This window comes from Vibrio anguillarum, assembly GCF_003390515.1.
GTDB lineage: Bacteria > Pseudomonadota > Gammaproteobacteria > Enterobacterales > Vibrionaceae > Vibrio > Vibrio anguillarum.
This window is the reverse complement of record NZ_CP031478.1, coordinates 845994-865360: the sequence shown is the minus strand read 5'-3', so window position 1 is coordinate 865360 and position 19367 is coordinate 845994. Positions and strand designations below refer to the sequence as shown.

General features: G+C 43.8%; 17 protein-coding genes. 8 read left to right on the top strand and 9 right to left on the bottom strand.

The window, feature by feature from the left end; all coding sequences use genetic code 11:
* Nucleotides 1-163: 163 nt before the first annotated feature.
* Nucleotides 164-964 (top strand): glucosamine-6-phosphate deaminase, encoded by an 801-nt coding sequence (nagB, locus tag DD616_RS03595; protein WP_064626540.1) that lies wholly within the window; start codon nucleotides 164-166, stop codon nucleotides 962-964.
* Between the two features lie 127 nt (nucleotides 965-1091).
* On the opposite strand, the gene DD616_RS03590 is transcribed toward nagB, so the two are convergent.
* Both DD616_RS03590 and DD616_RS03585 read right to left on the bottom strand, forming a co-directional pair.
* Nucleotides 1092-1388 (bottom strand): bactofilin family protein, encoded by a 297-nt coding sequence (locus DD616_RS03590; protein WP_305951630.1) that lies wholly within the window; start codon nucleotides 1386-1388, stop codon nucleotides 1092-1094.
* Nucleotides 1389-1396: 8 nt separating this feature from the next.
* Entirely contained in the window at nucleotides 1397-2344 is a 948-nt protein-coding gene (locus DD616_RS03585; protein ID WP_017044959.1) for a M23 family metallopeptidase, read from the bottom strand.
* A 639-nt stretch (nucleotides 2345-2983) separates the two neighbouring features.
* Here DD616_RS03585 and DD616_RS03580 point away from each other — a divergent pair.
* The 4 genes from DD616_RS03580 to DD616_RS03565 all read left to right on the top strand — a co-directional run bounded on the left by DD616_RS03580 (nucleotide 2984) and on the right by DD616_RS03565 (nucleotide 7825).
* Nucleotides 2984-4933 carry a PTS mannitol transporter subunit IICBA gene (locus DD616_RS03580; protein WP_208871471.1) on the top strand — a complete coding sequence of 650 codons (1950 nt, stop codon included), beginning with the start codon at nucleotides 2984-2986 and terminating at the stop codon, nucleotides 4931-4933.
* Between the two features lie 116 nt (nucleotides 4934-5049).
* Nucleotides 5050-6198 (top strand): mannitol-1-phosphate 5-dehydrogenase, encoded by a 1149-nt coding sequence (locus tag DD616_RS03575; protein ID WP_208871470.1) that lies wholly within the window; start codon nucleotides 5050-5052, stop codon nucleotides 6196-6198.
* Between the two features lie 61 nt (nucleotides 6199-6259).
* Nucleotides 6260-6790, top strand: coding sequence for an MltR family transcriptional regulator (locus DD616_RS03570; RefSeq protein WP_010319258.1), 531 nt, complete (start codon nucleotides 6260-6262; stop codon nucleotides 6788-6790).
* Nucleotides 6791-6895: 105 nt separating this feature from the next.
* Nucleotides 6896-7825, top strand: coding sequence for a Gfo/Idh/MocA family protein (locus tag DD616_RS03565; RefSeq protein ID WP_208871676.1), 930 nt, complete (start codon nucleotides 6896-6898; stop codon nucleotides 7823-7825).
* On the opposite strand, the gene nhaD is transcribed toward DD616_RS03565, so the two are convergent.
* The 3 genes from nhaD to DD616_RS03550 form a co-directional block, all read right to left on the bottom strand.
* On the bottom strand, nucleotides 7822-9270 hold the full coding sequence (gene nhaD, locus DD616_RS03560; RefSeq protein ID WP_208871469.1) for a sodium:proton antiporter NhaD: 1449 nt from the start codon (nucleotides 9268-9270) through the stop codon (nucleotides 7822-7824). The genes DD616_RS03565 and nhaD overlap by 4 nt on opposite strands.
* Nucleotides 9271-9439: 169 nt before the next feature.
* The gene (locus DD616_RS03555) at nucleotides 9440-10744 is read right to left on the bottom strand and encodes a dicarboxylate/amino acid:cation symporter (RefSeq protein WP_029189696.1); all 1305 of its coding nucleotides are present in this window, start codon (nucleotides 10742-10744) and stop codon (nucleotides 9440-9442) included.
* Nucleotides 10745-11226: 482 nt separating this feature from the next.
* On the bottom strand, nucleotides 11227-11670 hold the full coding sequence (locus DD616_RS03550; protein ID WP_013868258.1) for a DoxX family protein: 444 nt from the start codon (nucleotides 11668-11670) through the stop codon (nucleotides 11227-11229).
* A 1177-nt stretch (nucleotides 11671-12847) separates the two neighbouring features.
* Here DD616_RS03550 and DD616_RS03545 point away from each other — a divergent pair.
* Nucleotides 12848-13504, top strand: a complete 657-nt coding sequence (locus tag DD616_RS03545) for a protease inhibitor BamI-like protein (RefSeq protein WP_208871468.1) — start codon at nucleotides 12848-12850, stop codon at nucleotides 13502-13504.
* 55 nt (nucleotides 13505-13559) lie between these two features.
* Nucleotides 13560-14795 carry a zinc-dependent metalloprotease family protein gene (locus DD616_RS03540; protein WP_013868260.1) on the top strand — a complete coding sequence of 412 codons (1236 nt, stop codon included), beginning with the start codon at nucleotides 13560-13562 and terminating at the stop codon, nucleotides 14793-14795.
* Between the two features lie 46 nt (nucleotides 14796-14841).
* Here DD616_RS03540 and DD616_RS03535 read toward each other — a convergent pair whose 3' ends face one another.
* The 3 genes from DD616_RS03535 to slyA are packed head-to-tail and all read right to left on the bottom strand — an operon-like array spanning nucleotide 14842 to nucleotide 17433.
* Nucleotides 14842-15876, bottom strand: a complete 1035-nt coding sequence (locus DD616_RS03535) for a DUF2955 domain-containing protein (RefSeq protein ID WP_208871467.1) — start codon at nucleotides 15874-15876, stop codon at nucleotides 14842-14844.
* Nucleotides 15877-15888: 12 nt separating this feature from the next.
* Nucleotides 15889-16944, bottom strand: coding sequence for an HlyD family secretion protein (locus DD616_RS03530; protein WP_208871466.1), 1056 nt, complete (start codon nucleotides 16942-16944; stop codon nucleotides 15889-15891).
* A gap of 6 nt (nucleotides 16945-16950) precedes the next feature.
* Nucleotides 16951-17433, bottom strand: coding sequence for a transcriptional regulator SlyA (gene slyA, locus DD616_RS03525; protein ID WP_019283056.1), 483 nt, complete (start codon nucleotides 17431-17433; stop codon nucleotides 16951-16953).
* 113 nt (nucleotides 17434-17546) lie between these two features.
* On the opposite strand from slyA, the gene DD616_RS03520 reads away from it, so the two are divergent.
* Complete coding sequence (locus DD616_RS03520; RefSeq protein ID WP_115339980.1) at nucleotides 17547-18575, top strand: VirK/YbjX family protein; 1029 nt, start codon at nucleotides 17547-17549, stop codon at nucleotides 18573-18575.
* 33 nt (nucleotides 18576-18608) lie between these two features.
* On the opposite strand, the gene DD616_RS03515 is transcribed toward DD616_RS03520, so the two are convergent.
* The gene (locus tag DD616_RS03515; protein ID WP_208871465.1) at nucleotides 18609-19367 is read right to left on the bottom strand and encodes an EAL domain-containing protein; all 759 of its coding nucleotides are present in this window, start codon (nucleotides 19365-19367) and stop codon (nucleotides 18609-18611) included.

Genomic DNA, 19367 nt, shown 5'->3' with positions numbered 1-19367 from the left:
AGCTTACCTGTAGAAATTGCTACAAATTTAAGCGCATTTCTGGTTGAGATTTGAAGAAAGAGCGAAAATTTGACCTAAAACAATGGCAGTTACCCAATACTTATTTTATAATGCGAATTAATGTTCTATTACACCATTATATTCCAATAACTAGGGGCCAATCATGAGACTTATCCCGTTAAAACAGGCTGCACAAGTCGGCAAGTGGGCAGCAGCACACATCGTAAAACGTATCAACGCATTCAACCCAACGGCAGACCGTCCTTTTGTATTGGGTTTACCTACTGGTGGTACACCATTGACGACTTATAATGCACTGATTGAAATGCATAAAGCAGGCGAGGTGAGCTTTAAGCATGTCGTGACATTTAATATGGATGAATACATTGGTATTCCTGAAAATCATCCGGAGTCATACCGCTCATTTATGTATAACAATTTCTTCAATCATATTGATATTCAAGAAGAAAATATCAACTTACTGAATGGCAACGCACCAGATGTTGATGCAGAATGTAAGCGCTATGAAGACAAAATTAAATCATACGGCCGCATTAATCTATTTATGGGCGGTGTGGGTAATGATGGGCACATCGCGTTTAACGAGCCTGCTTCTTCACTTTCGTCACGCACTCGCATTAAGACACTGACAGAAGATACACGCATTGCAAACTCTCGCTTCTTTGATGGTGATATCAACCAAGTTCCTAAATACGCGCTAACGATTGGTGTAGGCACACTGCTAGATTCAGAAGAGATCATGATTTTGGTGACAGGCCACAATAAGGCGCTGGCTTTGCAAGCGGCCGTGGAAGGAAGCGTCAACCATTTGTGGACAGTCTCCGCACTACAACTTCACGCGAAATCAGTGATTGTATGTGATGAACCATCGACTCAAGAACTAAAAGTGAAAACCGTAAAATACTTTGCGGAATTAGAAGCAAAAAATATCGAAGGTTTCTAAGTCTCTCCCTGTTGGGAAAGGACATTCATAAACAAAAGGCCTGCTAACATAAGCAGGCCTTTTTACACTTTGTAGCAAATGGGACTTTCTATCAAATGGGGAAGTGCGAACGAAATCGGTAGTTGAATTAACCTTCAGCAGCGATTTTCGCTTCTTTTAATTCAACTACTTGTTTCTCCGGGGCAGGGTAGGTTACTCCATTAAAGCGCCCACCTTGTTCAATGCTCAAGTCGTCGCTATAAATAGACCCTGTGACGCTCCCTTTGCTTAAAATTTCAATTTTAGTCGCGTGACATGTACCTTGGAACTCTCCATTAATGATGATGTGGCCTGCGTACAGCTCACCATTAACCGTGCCTGTTTCACTAATGACGATGGTTTTATCAACGTGCAATTGACCTTCTACCGACCCGTCAATTTGAATGTCGCTTTCTAACCTGAGTTCCCCACTAATGGAACAGCCTTTTGCGATGAGAGTTGTAGCTGAGTGCTGACTCTTAGCTCGACTTTGTTTACTAAAGATTCCCATCGGATACCTCTTACCTTACTAAATATCGTTTCAAAATCATTCACGCCCCAATCAACAAAAGGTCTTGGATCTAATGAACGGCCGACAAATCGAATTTCATAGTGCAAATGTGGGCCAGAAGATAACCCACTGTTTCCAGAATAAGCAATTAAGTCGCCCTTCTGTACAAAATCGCCCCCTTTCACGGCAAATTTTTGCAAATGAGAATAGGAGCTGGTAAATCCATAAGAGTGCTGTAAGCGTAAAAAATTGCCTGACCCTTTATCACTGGCGCGAGTGACTTCGGCAACGCCATCGGCTGGTGCATAAATTGGTGTGCCTATGTTAACCGCAAAATCTTGCCCGCGGTGAATTTTGACGTTGCCAGTGACAGGATGAATACGCTCACCGTATCCTGACGAAATTCTCGCATTATGCACAGGTGCACCGCTGGGTATTTGGGTCAGCATCACCATTCTAACTGAAGAAGTGATAGCGGCGGTGTCTAAACGTGATTCTAATTCCGCTCCGCTTTCATCCATCCCCAATACTTTTTCAAGATCGCCGAGCCTGTCTGAAACAACCTGCATCTTCTCTTCTCGTTCGAGCAGGTCATTCTCTAAGCTGTTTTTTAGCTCCTTTAAAGAGGTGACTTCTTCGGTCAGTGACATCGACTGGCTCTCTAACTCTTGTTGCTTAAGTTTAGCAAAATCAACTTCATCAAGAAGGTAATAGATAACGCCGCCAGTGGCGAGAATGCTGGCAACCAGCACATAGCCAAAACCTTTTAAAAAATGTCGGAACCATTTACCGAGATGAAAGTGCTTCGTCCCATGGATGGATGAAACGGAAACAACCACTCTTTCTTTCATGAATTCGTTCACAGCGTCTATGGTTAACAGTACAGCCGATTCTAACAGGGAATGCTCAGGGTCAAAACATTTTGCGTTGTAAGGCTATACTCGTCCCACCTCTTATTGTTCGGTTTGTGAATTGGAGCGTATCCTTGGCCTGCTTTTAGAGGAAGATCCGATGTTGTTAGTAAAAAAAGCCATATTAATGTATGAGCTAATATTAATATGGTTTTGTGTATATAAGTTACAAAATAGACAATATGGAAGTGGTGGCTTTATTTTGATTAGTGAAATAAAGATGCAATTGTGATGTTTATCACTTTCGGTTCTTTAATCTTTAATAATTAAAGTGAAAGTGTGACTTTAATCTCCTTTTTATTAAAAGTTAAAATTAAAAAAGTATGATGTTGGTCGTTTAAATCTTATTGACAAGTTGTATTTTTGTTTTTTGTTGTAAATTTACATGTCAATTTAATGACCATGATCACGAAGAAATGATTTGTAAGCTAGGATTTATGAGGGGCTGATCACGAAAAACCCGTCGTCAGTTCCAGAATGAAATTGTGTGGTAAATTGATTGTGTACTAAGCAATCAACGGTTTTTCGCAGAACCGCTACAACAACAATATTCATCAGAACATCGAACGGGGAATCCACATGATATCACCAGATGCAAAGATCAAGATACAAAATTTTGGTCGCTTCTTATCTAACATGGTTATGCCAAACATTGGCGCGTTTATCGCGTGGGGCTTTATAACCGCACTATTTATCCCAACAGGTTGGCTACCGAATGAAACGTTAGCATCTATGGTTGGGCCGATGATTACTTACTTATTACCACTGCTGATTGGTTACACGGGTGGTAAATTGGTTGGTGGAGAACGTGGCGCTGTTGTCGGTGCTATCACCACAATGGGTGTGATTGTCGGAACAGATATCCCCATGTTCATGGGAGCCATGATGGTTGGCCCTATGGGTGGTTGGGCGATCAAAACCTTTGACCAACGTGTTGAAGGTAAAGTAAAAAGCGGTTTTGAGATGTTGGTAAACAACTTCTCGGCAGGCATTATTGGTATGCTTGGCGCAATCTTGGCGTTTTACCTTATTGGGCCATTTGTCAAAGTGCTCTCTGGTGGTTTAGCGGCAGGAGTAAACTTCCTAGTTTCAGCACACCTTTTACCACTCACCTCTATTTTTGTTGAACCCGCGAAGATCTTGTTCCTTAACAACGCGATTAACCACGGTATTTTCTCACCGTTAGGTATTCAACAAGCCAGTGAAATGGGGCAGTCAATCTTCTTCTTAATTGAAGCAAACCCTGGCCCTGGTCTCGGTATTTTGTTGGCTTACATGGTGTTTGGTAAAGGTACAGCACGTCAAACAGCTGGTGGCGCTTCCATCATTCACTTCTTCGGCGGCATCCATGAGATTTATTTCCCATACATACTGATGAATCCACGTCTGATTCTTGCAGCGATTGCTGGTGGTATGACAGGGGTGTTCATTTTGACTCTCTTCAATGCAGGTATTGTTTCTCCAGCGTCTCCTGGCTCTATCTTTGCAGTGCTACTGATGACACAGAAAGGATCGATTGTTGGCGTATTATGCTCAATATTTGGTGCGGCAGGTGTGTCCTTTACCGTTGCGTCATTATTGATGAAAGCACAGAGCAGCACCGAGGAAGAAGGTGATGAAGCGGCGTTAGAAAAAGCCACATCACAAATGAAAGAGATGAAATCGAGCGCAAAGGGCAATATGACGACGGCTTCTCAAAAAAGCAATATTGATTTAGCCAACGTGAAAAGCATTATTGTTGCTTGCGATGCGGGTATGGGTTCAAGCGCAATGGGCGCAAGCATGCTGCGTAAAAAAATCAAAGATGCGGGCTTAGCGATTCATGTCACTAACCTTGCCATCAATAGTTTGCCGGAGAACGCAGAAATCGTGATTACTCATAAAGACCTGACTGGCCGCGCACGCACACATGCACCCAGTGCACAGCATATTTCACTGAGCAACTTTTTAGACAGTGAAATGTACAACCAGCTTGTGACTAAGCTTTTGGCAGCTCAACGCCCTAAGGCGGCGAATGATAGCGATGTGATTAAAGTATCCATCCTCGCTGCGAATGACGACAGCTTTGAAATTCAAAAACCGTCCGTTTTTCAAATCCAAAAAGAAAACATTCACTTAGGTTTGAATGCCGCTAATAAAGAAGAAGCCATTCGTTTCGCTGGCAATAAGTTAGTTGAGCTTGGCTATGCGGAGCCTGAGTATGTTGATGCCATGTTTGAACGTGAGAAAATGGTATCCACTTATCTTGGAGAATCGATTGCCGTTCCTCATGGCACCGTCGCCGCCAAAGACCGTGTGATTAAAACGGGTATTGTGATTTGCCAATATCCTGCTGGTGTGCAGTTTACGGACGACCAAGATGGCGTAGCGAAACTGGTTATCGGTATTGCCGCCAAAAATGATGAACATATTCAAGTTATTACCACCATTACCAACGCACTCGATGAGCCTGATGCTATCGAGAAGCTCACCTCAACCAGAGACGTGAGCGATATCTTGGCGATCCTATCGGGTAACCAAGCAGCGTAACGCTTTTGCTCCTGAGGCAAAACGAGGTCGGCTGTTCCCCTATACTGCTGACCTCACCTCAATTGAAGTATTAAGCGCTCTTTTCTCTTTTAGATAAGTTTTTGGTAGGTAAGATTATGAAAAATGCAGTACATTTTGGCGCGGGTAACATTGGTCGTGGTTTTATTGGTAAATTATTGGCCGATGCAGACATTGAAGTGACTTTTGCCGATGTAAATGAACCTTTGGTCGATCAATTGAGTCATCGTCAAGAATACAAAGTAAAGGTAGTGGGTTCTGAGTGCAAAATTGATACTGTCACTCATGTCACTGCGGTGAATTCAGCCAGTAATGATGTGATTGATCGCATTGTAAAAACGGATTTAGTCACTACAGCTGTCGGCCCTGCAGTGCTTGATATCATTGCGAAAACGATCGCCAAAGGCATCACCAAAAGATTTGAAGCGGGCAATGAACAGCCACTCAATGTGATCGCTTGTGAAAACATGGTTCGCGGTACAACACACCTGAAAGGCGAAGTGTATAAATATCTAGACCCATCGCTGCATGCTAAAACCGATGAGTTAATTGGTTTTGTCGATTCCGCGGTGGATCGCATTGTGCCACCTGTCGAAGCCGCGAACGATGACCCGTTGGCCGTGACGGTTGAAAGTTTCAGCGAATGGATTGTTGATGAACAGCAATTTAAAGGTGAGATCCCCAACATTGAAGGGATGGAAAAAACCAATAATCTGATGGCTTTTGTTGAGCGTAAACTCTTCACCCTAAATACTGGGCACTGCATTACCGCCTATTTGGGTTGTTTGAGTGGTCATAAGACGATTCGTGAAGCGATTGAAGATCCTGCAATTCGTCAGCAAGTGAAGCAAGCCATGTACGAAAGCGGTGAAGTACTCATTCGTCGTTACGGTTTTGACCGTGAATTGCACGCCACTTATATCGAAAAAATATTGAGCCGCTTTGCCAACCCATATTTGGTGGATGAAGTGGATCGCGTTGGTCGTCAGCCAATACGAAAATTAGGCCCCAATGATAGATTAATCAAGCCATTACTCGGTACAATCGAGTACGGTGTTGAAAACAAAACGCTATTGAAAGGGATTGCGGCGGCCCTTAAATATACCAACGACAGCGATCCTCAAGCAGTCGAGCTTCAAACATCATTGAACCAATATGGCGTATGTAAAACACTGGCCCATTACACAGGGTTAGATGAGCAGAGCGAGCAGGTTAAGCAAATTGAAGCGATCTACAAACAGCTTTAATCACATAAATACTTTGGAGGGCGCTAATGCCCTCCCTTTATAACAACAATTAGTACAGCGTATGGCAGATAGAATTAACGAAAGCGATATAATTGAACGACTGAATAGTGCCCATTCGGTGCGCGGATTCTTTATTACGACGGTTGAAGTGTTCAATGAGGCGATTGACGCATTAATGCAACGCATTTTTCGCAAAGATAACTTCGCTGTCCAATCAGTAGTTGGCCCTCTATTGCAAGATTCTGGACCACTCGGCAACTTGTCTGTCAGGCTAAAACTGCTGTTTGGCCTTGGGGTATTACCTGATGATGTTTACCACGATATTGAAGATATAATCAAACTGCGTAATCAACTCAACAGTGATGGTGCTGAATACGAGTTCACCGACCCGAAAATTTTGGTGCCGATAAAAAAGCTCCATTTGGTGGCCAAAATGGGCATGGTGCAGTTGGAAGTATTGGAGCCGGATGGCGACATTGAACTGGATTTTTACCAGCTTCAACTTCAGCGTCAGCAACAAATCATCAAATCCGGGCTCTCATTGGCGATTGTCGAAATTTGCAATGAGCTGAACAAAGAGAGCCCATTTTAGCCTCATCCCAGACAGGCAAGGATTGCCTTTTCACTGAGTTCTACACCTCCCTTTTTTATCTTCTTGTGTTAGCCTAACCTTCATCTAACGAAAAGAGATTTGATGATGAAAATTGGCATTATTGGTCTAGGTGATATCGCGAAAAAGGCGTATCTTCCGGTCATCACACAGCGCCCAGATTTAGAATTGGTATTTTGTACTCGTAATCCAGCTCTTGTTACGCAACTAGCGCAGCGTTACCGCATTTCAGAGAATTGCACGGATTATCGAGAGCTACTTGGCTATAACGTTGATGCGGTTATGATCCATGCGGCGACCTCGGCTCACCCTCAAATCGCCCAATTTTTCCTTGAACACGGAATTCCAACCTTTGTTGATAAGCCGCTAGCCGACAGCGCAAGCGCCTGTGAAATGTTGTATGAGCTTGCAGAAAAGCATCGTCAACCCTTGTATGTGGGGTTTAATCGCCGACATATTCCGCTCTATAACCAACACCTAAATGCAGTGCAAACTGGTAATAGAAACGACTTACGTTCGCTTCGTTGGGAAAAGCACCGCTATGATCTGCCCGGTGATGTGCGCACCTTTATCTTTGATGATTTTATCCATCCGCTAGACAGCGTAAACGTGAATGCTAAAGCCACATTGGATGATGCTTATATTACCTACCAGCAGCATCAAGGTCAGTTATCCCGCTTGGATGTTCAATGGCAACACGGCGAAAGTTTGCTGCATGCCTCAATGAATCGCCAGTTCGGCATAACCGCTGAGCGAGTCAGCGCGAGCTTTGTGAATGAAGGTTTTGAGTTTGACTCGTTTACACAAGGAAAACGTTGGCATCAAGGGCAAGAGCAAGCCCTTAGTTTAAAAGATTGGACGCCAATGCTGACCAGTAAAGGCTTTAGCGCCATGATTGACGATTGGATTGGCGTGATAAACAGCGGAAAGCTGGCTTCAGAAGTGGTGGCACGTAACTTGGCCTCGCACCAGCTGGCAGAGGCGCTGTGTCATTATATTGCGAAGCAAATTCGTTAAAACAAAGCGTGATTGAGTAGTAAGTGGACACCAATACTTGCGGCGTAGCCTGTTGCAATAATCGGTGTCCATTTTAGATGGCCTACAAAGGTGTATTTGCCGTGTGCAGCGCCCATCAGAGCCACTCCAGCGGCTGAGCCAATCGAGAGTAAACTGCCGCCGACGCCCGCTGTTAATGTGACGAGCAACCAGTTTCCGGTGGACATATCGGGTTCCATCGTCAGTACTGCAAACATGACGGGAATGTTATCGACAATCGCCGAAAGAAACCCAATCATCACGTTTGCCCATATGGGGTTCCATTGGCTATACATCACTTCCGAGATCAAGCCTAAATAACCCAGTAAGCTTAGCCCTCCTACGCACATGACCACCCCGTAGAAAAACAGTAGCGTATCCCATTCGGCGTGTGAAACTTGCTTAAAGACATCGAATGGCACCACAGAGCCAATACGTTTTAGGGCGGCCTCGTCATTATTTGCAATCGCAATTACGGTTTTTTTGGCCAGCGAAGTAGGTAAGGTTTTTCTGAGGAAGTAGCCAAAAAATTGTAAGTAAGCGAGCCCCATCATCATGCCTATCACGGGTGGAAAGCGCACCACAGCATGGAATGCTACGGCGGTAGCAATGGTTAACATGAAAAGTACGACAATACGGCGGGCTCCGCGTTTAAGCTCGACATGTTCATGCAGGGTGGTTGGCTTTTCCTTGGGCAGAAAAAATGACATCAGCAATGCAGGAACAAGGTAGTTGATCACAGAAGGGAGAAACAGAGAAAGGAACTGTGAAAATGGCACATGGCCCGCTTGCCAAACCATTAAGGTGGTGATGTCTCCAAAAGGGCTAAAAGCGCCTCCGGCGTTAGCCGCTACGACGATATTAATACAAGCAATGTTGATAAAACGTGGGTTGTTTCCTGCCACTTTTAGTACGACAGCGCACATCAACAGCGCGGTGGTTAGGTTATCGGCAATTGGCGAGATGAAAAATGCAAGTAGCCCCGTGATCCAAAAAAGAGCACGAAAATCAAAACCTTTTCCCACCATCCACGCTTGTAATGCATCAAATAATCGCCGCTCTTCCATTGCACTGATGTAGGTCATCGCGACTAACAGAAACAGCAATAATTCGGCGTATTCCAGCAAATTATGCTCTAGCGCGTTTTTGGCAATCTCGGTTAATTCATACTGCTGATAAACATAACCAATCATGGCCCAAATTAAACCAGCTGCAAGTAACACAGGTTTAGACTTTCGTAGCTTAAGGTACTCCTCCATCATGACCAAAGTGTATGCCAGAGTAAAAATGACTAAAGAGGCATAACCAATCGTTGAGTGTGTTAGATCTAACGAATCGATATCGTTAGAGGAAGCAAGAGCGACTGAAGGAAAGAGTAAAGTGCAGAACAAAAGAAGCCATGTGCGTCGAGGTATCATTGTGTTCACTCCTAGAAAGTTAGGCAGATAAAATTCTAGATCTATTGAAGATAGTTCGGTGTGAGATAGCTCTGATCTACTTGATTTTTAATCTTATTCTTGACCTGTAAAGCGAATAAAGAAAAACCCTGTAGCAATAGCGACAGGGTTTGATTTTGATGAGTGGAAGTGAAGAAAGTTAGGCTTGAGCTTTTGCTAAATGGACTTCTTCTTCTTTCACGCCAGCTTGTGGATCATTAAAGCGAGCTTCGTCTAACGCGCCTTCTGTTTTCGCCACAATAAGAGTCACACAGCTATCACCAGTAATATTGACTGCGGTGCGGATCATATCTAATAAGCGGTCAACACCCATAATCAAAGCAATACCTTCTAGTGGCAAGCCGACTTGGTTTAGCACCATCGCTAGCATGACAAGACCAACACCCGGAACGCCTGCTGTACCAACAGAGGCTAGTGTTGCCGTGAGGATGACCATCACGTAGTCACCCATGGTTAGGTCGATATTGAACGCTTGGGCAATAAATGCTGTCGCAACGCCTTGCATGATCGCTGTGCCATCCATGTTAACGGTCGCACCTAGCGGAATGGTGAAAGAAGCTATCTTGTTATCAACCCCTAAGCGGTTTTTAGCCGTTTCCATGGTGACGGGTATAGTCGCATTGGAAGAGGCTGTAGAGAAAGCGAACATAATGGCATCTTCCATTTTACGGAAGAAGGTGATTGGACTTAAACCAGTAAAGCCTTTCAACATCAAACTATAGGTGACAAAACCGTGTAGCAGCAAGGTAACCGTCAGTACTACGAAGTATTCTGCGAGGTTCAAAATGGCACTTAAACCAAGGCTGGTGAACAATTTCGCCATCAGGAAAAATACGCCGTATGGAGCAAGGTTCATCAACAAGGCGACTAGTTTCATAATAACTTCGTTCAAGTCATTAAAAACGCCCGCAATACGCTCGCCCGGTTTACCCGCGGCACTGATGGCTATGCCAAATAGTACTGCAAAGACGATGACCTGCAGTGTTTTACCTTCTGCCATCGCGCTGATTGGGTTGGTCGGGAACATATCAATAAACACTTGGCCCAAAGAAGGGGCTTGCGCAGATTGGAATGAGCTTGCTGCGGTTAAATCGGCTCCGGACCCCGGTTGAAACACAGTGCCCATTGTCAGTGCCAGTGTGATGGCAATCGCAGTGGTTGCGATGTAAAAGGCTAGGGTTTTACCGCCCATGCGGCCAAGTGTGGTGAGATCTTTCAGTGAGCTCGTACCACAAACGAGAGAAACAAACACGAGGGGTACAACTAACATTTTTAAGCTGGCGATAAAGATTTTTCCGCCAACATCGAATAAGCCGTTAACGATATACGCGTCAACAAATCCGTTTTCAGCAAATAGGGCTCGAATGGCAAAGCCAGTCAAAATACCCGCTACCATACCTAAAATAACACGGCCGGTAAGCGACATCGGTTTTTTGGTATTCATTGTGAACACTCCTTTATTTTATGCACTTCGACATCATTTCAAAGCGTGCCGCAGGTTAGCAGGGCTGAGTGCAAATCAAAAAGTAAAATAATGTTAACGGTTAATTGCTGTGATCTTTATCACTTAAAACTGCCCATCTTTTACGTTTTAATAACCTATTTTTGGGTTTAAATTTTTATTTTTTATCATTTGGCAACACATGAGTCTTTTGCGTTAACAAATATCACTATTCTCATCTAATGGTAATTTGCTAGTTTTCATTCAATTTTAAGCTCGTTTGGTTGCATATTTACCCATTAAGGTTGCTTTATATGAATAGGGTCTCAACGGAACTTTTATGTAGCATAAAAAGAAGGGTATGCAACACAAGTAGAGAAAGGAAGGAAAGTGATACTAAGTTGAATGTTATCGACTGAAAATCTTAACGTTTGAAGGAGGCTTGGCCTCCTTCAATGAAACGGTATGCTGGCCTTAGGCATAGATTATGCGAGCTTTTTATTTAACCAGTTATCAAGTGCCAATTTGCCAGCACCAGAGAAAACCAACGATACACTGGCTGCAAGCAGCGCAAGGCCAAACTCATAACCGTTATTAGCCATGAATAAGCCGTTACCTAAGTGTACAGAAGCGATTGCGACGATCATCGTAATAGAAAGAAGCAAGGCAGCAGGGCGAGTTAGTAAGCCAAGCAAAATGAATAGGCCCCCAAAGAATTCACCACTACCCGCTAAAAATGCCATCAGCACACCTGGATTTAAGCCAATTGAAGCCATCCATTGACCTGTGCCTTCTAATCCATATCCTCCAAACCAGCCAAAGAGTTTCTGCGCACCGTGCGCCATAAAAATGATGCCAATTGGGAAACGAAGCGCAAGCGCAGAAAATCCAGAAGTTGATGTGGTTAGTTGTTTCAATAGTGCTTTCATTAAAGTGTCCTCAGATTCATTAAAAGGTAGTAGGTGCTCAGCGGCTCCCTAGCTGTTGGAGCCAGTGTAGAGTGATTCGTAACCTGAGATAACTCACTCCGTTTGATGATTAAGTTCGAAAAAATTGAACAAGATTTATATAGTACTTTTCTTAGCGCGGGGAATGTTGTGACCTTCTATCTATGATGAATCATGCCGATTGATCGTCTGATATCCCCTTCCTACTTGAAGCTGCAGCGGTGTTGGTTACGTTCGCTCACTTCATCAAATCGTTTATCTATACTCATGGGGGAAACTTACTTTCCAACCTACCTGCCACTTCAAGTTGTTTAGTTATACACAATATTATCATTTATACGGACACTAATAGCATTCGGATTGACCTGTATTTCATAGTAGTGTCTTTTCAAAGGAGCAGATAATGAATTAAAAAACGAAGAAGGTTACTAAAATAAACGGGCTACCTTTGGGTCGTTAGCTATATCTTTCTTTACAATGTCATCCATCATCTGTTTTCTCTTTCCCATGGTTTATAAAAAGTGCAAATATTAAAATAATGGAATAAGTGTCAAGAAATAATCAGATTTATGTCCGAGTAGATAAATATCTTATTTTTTGGTCATGAGGATAAATAGTGAATTACGTTTTGATAAAATACCAAATTAGTTGGTTTACAGTTCCAGAAAAGTGCTCAGCCATAGATTAAAGAGCTTCGAGAATGAAGGCTTTTTCCTTCCCATTGAAAGCTGTAGCGATGTTGGCTACATTTTTAGCTATTGCTATGGGGTGCTCACTTAGTATATCGACCTTCAACTTCAAGTTGTTTAGTCATAGACAGCCTAAACTGTATTTTTGCGCTTTTAAGTGCCTTTTTCATAAGACTCGTCGTTATCAAAAGTACCATCTTCTTTAATTTTCTCTGTTTATTGCCATCAAACAATAATAACTAATTTATTAATTACGGATTATTGTTTTTTTTTGGCTTGATATTTTATTTAGCGCATTGCATTCATTTTTTTGAAAATTAGATCATCATTCAAATCTATAAAGTTTGATTATATTTAACCTTAACTTTATTGACTTAAGATCACGTTATTTAATTGTATTCATACATCTTATGTATCTATATATATGCCACGTCTAATTGTCGGAGATATAAAGTTTGAAAGTTAAGATAATGACCATTTTGTTATTAGTAATATTCGGTCTCATTGTTGGTAAATATTACATTAGCCATAGTTCATTAACATTAGTGCCTGCTCCAAAAGCACTGAATAATAACGAGGATACTGATTTTAAAGCCGCAACAGTTGCTGATGAGCGTCAGCTGATGAAGCCACCACGAGAAGATGCATCGAGCGCTGGAGATGCTCGTTCTGCTCTGAATTCAGAGCCTATCACTGAAGAGCGCATGCTTGCGGCACAAACCGTTGATGAAGTATGGCACGACATCAACCCAAGCCCAGCGTTGCAAGCCATTAGGCCAAAAAGTGATGCAGTGACGGAAATCAAAGCGATCGAAATCGAAAATATTGAACAATTCCGAGTTCTGGCAACGGGCGATGCTGTCACGGTCACTATGCCTGATAACCAGCCAGTCAATATCCAAGTCACTTCATCAGAAATTCAGAATGAAGGCGTCCGGACTTGGTCTGGGCAGTTTGAACTCGACGGGGAAGTTTACCCGGCCACATTCACTTTCGGCAAAACGGCAATACTTGGTTTTATTGGTCATCCCAGTGGTCAAGTGAAGCTTGAAGGCAACGGCAGTGAAGCATGGGTTTACCGAGTACCACCGAATCATGGCTATGACGAAACCTCGACCAGCCATTGATACCTAAAACACACGGCTTTGTGTGTTAATAAAATAAATAATGTAGGAGTTTTCTATGAAAATAGCGTCATTGGCATTAGCCGTGGTGTTAGCAACACATGCGTTACCGAGTAGTGCAACCACTGAAATTGATATTCTAGGTGTTTATACACCCGGCACGGCTGAGTGGTTTCAGCAAGATCACGTGGCTCAAATCCAGCACCGATTCAACGTGGGAAATGAAATTCTGCGTCAAAGTGGTCTGGACATCAAAGTCAACTTAATTGGCACGAAAGAAGTAAAATACGATACGCAAAGAGGGCTGAAAAAATCGCAAGAGCAGGCGCTTGATGCGATTACTCCCGGCAATAAACAAGATCCGGCGTTTGCCGATATTGAGCAATATCGTAAGCAGGTTGGCGCGGATATGGTGGCGCTGTTTCGTAATCTAGATATTAAAAATTCTCCTGATTATGAAGATAAAGGCAATGGTACTTACATGCTGAGCTGTGGTCTAGCATGGATAATCCCTGCCGCGTATTGGAACAATAGTGCGCGTTATGCGCAATCTAGAATGTACAGTCATAGCTATTTGAATGAGTGTGGCGATGATACGTTTATTCACGAATTAGGCCACAATTTGGGTTTGAACCATGCTCATGAACAGTACAATGGCGAACCCCATCTTTCAAATGGTACAGAGCAAGATGCGTATGGTTATGGGGTTCAAGGCCAATTTGCGACGACCATGGCCTATGGTTTCTTATTTGGTATTCATAGCCGTTCTTACACATTCTCTAACCCAAGCAAAGTGTGTAAAGGTCAAGCATGTGGTGTCACTGACTACGCGAACTCGGTGCGAGCGATTGGCCTGAGCGCACCACACATTGCGGCGATTTATGCACGTCCAGATGGGAGTAATGACGGAGGAACGTCACCCACCGAACCGACTTCGCCCCAACAAGCCATCTATGATTTACAAGGGCCTTTTGCCATTCCCGATCATGCACAAGGAGAGTTAGCACTTCCGATTAATGTGACTTATCAAGGAAATGCGGAAACGGCCACTATTCAACTTGATATTGAACACCCATTTGTGGGTGATGTTTCAGTCAAGTTGTATGCACCTGATGGTGGCTATTGGAACTTAAAATCGTATAACCAGTATGATCGCAACACGGCTTATCGTGTTCGCTTTACACTCAGCGGAATGCAACAAATGAACGTGCAAGGCCAGTGGCGTTTAGTCGTGGCGGATCACTATCAAGGTTTAACGGGTGTATTAAATTCGGCACGCTTATCCTTTGAATAAAGGTTTGCTGTGATGTTGACCCTGCACCTATGTGCAGGGTTTTTAATTACTGGCCAAATTGGGTGGCTTTGAATTGATTCAGCAATCGATGGATCACATAGGTTGTAAGTAATGTGGCGACAATAGCAAACAAAATACTGCCGACTCGGTACAGGGCACTGAAAATTAAATCATTGCCCGGCGTCAAATATTGACCAAACAAGATCCCCAAGGTAGTCAATGAGCCAAAGCCGACCCCTGAACCGCTGGATTCTTTTACATGCCAGTAGCTAAAGAGCATCGCACCTATCCATAGCAGCGGAATAACAAATAAAAGCTGACCTGACCAATCGTAGAGCAGCAGTTGGACCGCAATACCGAAAGTGACACCAAGCAGAGTACCCATCGCGCGTTTGCGTGCGTAGCCTAGCGCTCCGTTCCAATGCATCGGGAAAAGTAGCAACAAGGTTGTGGCTTGCGCGGACATTGAATCTTGCAGATCGAATATTTGAAACACAACGAAAGAGAGTGTGGCAATGGTTGCGCCCATGAGCGCTTCATGGCGCATACGATGTGACTCTTTGGCCACGCTTGCATGAGCGGGAGGTTGCCTTTTCTGTGCGTCGGGAATACAGAATGTCACCAGATAAGCGACCATTACCGAAAGCAAATTCGCGATAAAGTTGCTAGTAATCAGATCGTTAAGATCAGTTGTGGGGTAGCTTGCAAAGTGCAGCATGATGCTCAAGCTCAATACGCTGTTCGCTCCAAATAAGAATAAGCTGCCTTTCGACATACAAGCAAATTTGCAGAGAAACAGTACAAAAGCGATCATTGTCATCAAGGCTGGATGACCTCCAAATAGTCCCCCGAGAATGGCTACTTCTAAGCCACAAACGACGGCGGAAGCGAGCAGTTGCTTTGCGGCGTGCGCATTCATGACGGGTACCATGCCCAGTAACAGCATCGGTGTTACGGTAAAAAATACCCCGTAGTTCCAACCCAGTAGTTTACAAAAGGTAAAACCAAGCGTCGCACCTGTTGCAATTCTGACGCATTGGCGAAAATCATTTTCAGATAATGGATGATCCCAAAGTCGCATTTTTTACTCCGCTTAATAGACGTAGTGCAGAGTGCTCAGAAACTGAATTTGCATTTTTGCCAGCCAAGTAAACGGGCCACTTTCTGGTAGCAACTGTACCGTCGCACGAGCACCGGAAGGCAATGTTGACATCGTTTCATCGAGCGAAAGGTGCACACGCATGCGTTGTGCATCACGCACCCAGCGATTAGATTCTGTTGGAGTGGCTAAACGCCCATTCGCATCAAACTGACCAGTGCTTACCCCTGCATCCAGGCTACGAATACGCGCGGTAAAGACTTCGCCGGGTTTGCTATCAAAAGCAACTAGGGCGCGGCTATTGTCTGGGAAATGGCGTAAGCTTTTTTCTCTAAAATCAGCAATCACGTCTACATCCGTCGCCACCAATGCAACTAACGGCATACCTGCTGCGGCGTAGGTGCCCGTTTCAAGCTGTAAGTTGGTAATGACACCATCTTGCTCTGCTAGCGTTTGTGTGTAGGCAAGGTTTAGTTTGGCCTGCGCCAATTGGTTCAAAGCGGCGCGGATGCTGACGTTACTTTCGTCACTATTACCTCGACTAACGTGCAATTCTTGCAGGTGAGCTTGCGCTGCAACCAAATTGGCTTTCGCGGCGGTAGCGCCACTTTGTGCATCGTCTTTAAGTTGCTGAGAAGTCCCATTGCGTGCAAACAGAGTGTTTAATCGGTTAGCTTCGCGCAACTTTTGATCGGCAACGATACGGCTTGCCGTGACATTAGCTTCTGCGGCTGCAATCGATGCATCCAATTGAGCATTACCTTGTACCGCACGTTCATAATTGAGTTGGGCCTGCTCTACCGCCAGTTGATAGGGTTGTGGGTCGATGGTGAAAAGTACTTCACCCTTGTGTACGGTTTGATTATTAGTGACAAAAACATCACTGATTTGACCATTAACTCGGGGAGATATTTTGGTCACAGTCCGCGTTGCCATGGCTTGCGGTGTTAAAGGCATAGCCAAATCGGCCACCAAAAAATAGGCAAAGAGCGCCACAAAAGCAACGATGGAATATTTGATCCAAAGTGCAAATTTTTGATCAGGTGTCATAAGTAATTATTGTTCCTTTGAAGGTGTTGCTATCGGTTTGCTGAGCGTATCTAGAGCGTTGTGTGAGATTTGTTCGAGCGTAAGAGTCAGTTGGTGCAATTGTTGATCGTCAATATTACCCAGTAAGTTTTGGCGAACTTGCAAAATACGGGTTTCCATCTGCTTGATAAGAGCACGCCCGTTACTCGTCAAACTGACGATTCGAGCGCGCTTATCGTTGTGACAGCAGTGACGTTCGATCAGCGATTGTTCTTCGAGCTGCTTTAAAGTTCGCATTAAAGAAGCCAGTTCTATTTCTAACGCTTCGGCTAAGGTTTTTTGACTGACGTTGTCACCGAGACGCTGTAATTTCCACAATGCGGTCCAACGAGGATGGGTAAGGCCCAAGGGTGAGAGTTCTCGGTCCGCCACCATTTTCCATAAGCGTGAGAGACGAGCAAACTGCTCAGCGAGTGATAATTCTTTCAGGGTGTGCGTGTTTTCAATCATAACGAGTCACATATTACTTAGCGTGCTAAGTAATATAATTTAGTTAGCGCGCTAAGTAAATAGCTAATGACGAAGGCTGACATTTTCATACAAACTCAGGACAGCACCCCTCAATGAAACACTGTACATTATTTTCAATGAGCGACTCCCCAATGTTTGAGGTTGTCCTAGCTGCTGAAATTCTGGTCCATACTATGATAATTGAAAATAAACTCGACTACCTGTTTAGCCTGTCTGAACTCTCCGAAACGATTTACCCCAATACCAAAGGCTGGTCTAAAATCAGGAAGAATATCCGTTTTTGTTTATGGGGCGTGACCAATGCCTATGCTCTAAAAAGTATGCTGAGGCTGTTTTCGTGCTCCGAGTTAGCGGAGGTATTGAAGCAATGCCCACAGTTTTTGGAAAAACCATTAAAACCTTATCTCTGCGTCAATTGGTCTGCCAAAGAGCGTACATGGCACATTAATCAACATTTTATCTACTTAGTTGAACAGTTTGGCTTTAATGCTGCGAAGTTTTTCTCAGAATCAGGCTTCTCTATTTTTGATTTTTACGACAAAAATGGGGCGAGTTATTCATTAAGCCTGTGCAGTGGAGAGATAAGAGAAGGCTCGTTGGGGCTGCAACTGACGGATGAAAAAGGGCAGAAAATTTACTCGATCAGTTTCAATGTTTCTGATCAAGGGCGCAGTATTTACATTGGTTCACTACAAGGTCCAAGCAGTGGTGTGACCGATCGTAATCAAATCATTAAAGATTTGACGCGCACGACTCACGGCTTAAGAACTAAAGCACTGATGGTTGAAATGATCATGACGCTAGCGCGTATTTTAGGGGTTGAAAACCTGTATGCGATTTCTAACCGCGGCCATATGTATCAAGCGTTGCGTTATATTGGCTCAAAGCGCAAATCAGTAAGCTTTGATTACGATGAACTGTGGACAGAGTACGAAGCAGAGAAAATGAGCAAATATTTGTACCGTTTGCCAACCACGCCAAACCGCAAAGGTGTTGAGACGCTAAATCGCAATAAACGCCGTCTATATACTAAACGTTATGAGTGGTTAGCCGAGGTGGAAACAGCCATGTCGGGCCGTATTGAACAGTTGAAACTTATGCCCAAGCATTTCGTGGTTTGATGGATCCACAAAATTAGAGGCTGATGTTATGGTTCAAAACGTCACTGTAGGCAACGCTTCAAACTCAGGTTTCGCAAAATAGTAGCCTTGCATGAGTTCAATGCCGAGTCGTTTTAGCCATAACATTTCTTGTTGAGTTTCAATACCTTCAGCGAGTGGACAAATCCCTAGCTCAATGAGCATTGCGACAGTATGACGGACGATTGCTTGCTTCGTGATGTCTTGATCGATATTACGCAGCAGTGACATATCTAATTTTACTATTTTAGTTTGGAAGTTAACCAATAGCCCAAGCCCGGCGTAGCCTGCACCGAAATCATCAATCGCGGTAGTAAATCCTAGGTTGGAGTAATAAGCGACGATCCGTTTTATGTGCGCTGTGTCTACGATTTTTTCCACCTCAGTAAATTCAAACATGATCCGTTCTGTCGGGAAACCGAACTGCTTTGCTGCCTCTAATGTGGTGCGGATACAGCGCTCTGGTTGGTAAACGGCATTAGGTAAAAAATTAATGCTCAAAATACCTGACAGTTTTAGTTTAGCCGCGAGTTTAATCGCTTTGATTCGACAAAGTTGGTCAAAGCGGTATCGGTTGTCATCACTGACTTGTTCAATGATGGAGTAAGCCGATTCATTATTCAGACCTCGTACGAGTGCTTCGTAGCCAAAGATGGTGTTATCTGCAACGTTAACTATGGGTTGGAAAGCCATGGTGAAGTCAAAAGACAAGCTTTGTTTTTCTGAGCATTGCTGGCAAATACGTTGGTCCATATGGACTTGCTGTTGTTGCAT

Coding starts and splice junctions, on each gene's coding strand:
- DD616_RS03535 (WP_208871467.1), bottom strand. CDS start 15,876: ATGCGACTTTGGGATCATCCATTATCTGAAAATGATTTTCGCCAATGC.
- DD616_RS03555 (WP_029189696.1), bottom strand. CDS start 10,744: ATGAATACCAAAAAACCGATGTCGCTTACCGGCCGTGTTATTTTAGGT.
- DD616_RS03570 (WP_010319258.1), top strand. CDS start 6,260: ATGGCAGATAGAATTAACGAAAGCGATATAATTGAACGACTGAATAGT.
- slyA (WP_019283056.1), bottom strand. CDS start 17,433: ATGATTGAAAACACGCACACCCTGAAAGAATTATCACTCGCTGAGCAG.
- DD616_RS03520 (WP_115339980.1), top strand. CDS start 17,547: ATGAAACACTGTACATTATTTTCAATGAGCGACTCCCCAATGTTTGAG.
- DD616_RS03575 (WP_208871470.1), top strand. CDS start 5,050: ATGAAAAATGCAGTACATTTTGGCGCGGGTAACATTGGTCGTGGTTTT.
- DD616_RS03515 (WP_208871465.1), bottom strand. CDS start 19,367: ATGCAACAACAGCAAGTCCATATGGACCAACGTATTTGCCAGCAATGC.
- DD616_RS03530 (WP_208871466.1), bottom strand. CDS start 16,944: ATGACACCTGATCAAAAATTTGCACTTTGGATCAAATATTCCATCGTT.
- DD616_RS03580 (WP_208871471.1), top strand. CDS start 2,984: ATGATATCACCAGATGCAAAGATCAAGATACAAAATTTTGGTCGCTTC.
- DD616_RS03565 (WP_208871676.1), top strand. CDS start 6,896: ATGAAAATTGGCATTATTGGTCTAGGTGATATCGCGAAAAAGGCGTAT.
- nagB (WP_064626540.1), top strand. CDS start 164: ATGAGACTTATCCCGTTAAAACAGGCTGCACAAGTCGGCAAGTGGGCA.
- DD616_RS03540 (WP_013868260.1), top strand. CDS start 13,560: ATGAAAATAGCGTCATTGGCATTAGCCGTGGTGTTAGCAACACATGCG.
- DD616_RS03545 (WP_208871468.1), top strand. CDS start 12,848: ATGACCATTTTGTTATTAGTAATATTCGGTCTCATTGTTGGTAAATAT.
- DD616_RS03550 (WP_013868258.1), bottom strand. CDS start 11,670: ATGAAAGCACTATTGAAACAACTAACCACATCAACTTCTGGATTTTCT.
- DD616_RS03585 (WP_017044959.1), bottom strand. CDS start 2,344: ATGAAAGAAAGAGTGGTTGTTTCCGTTTCATCCATCCATGGGACGAAG.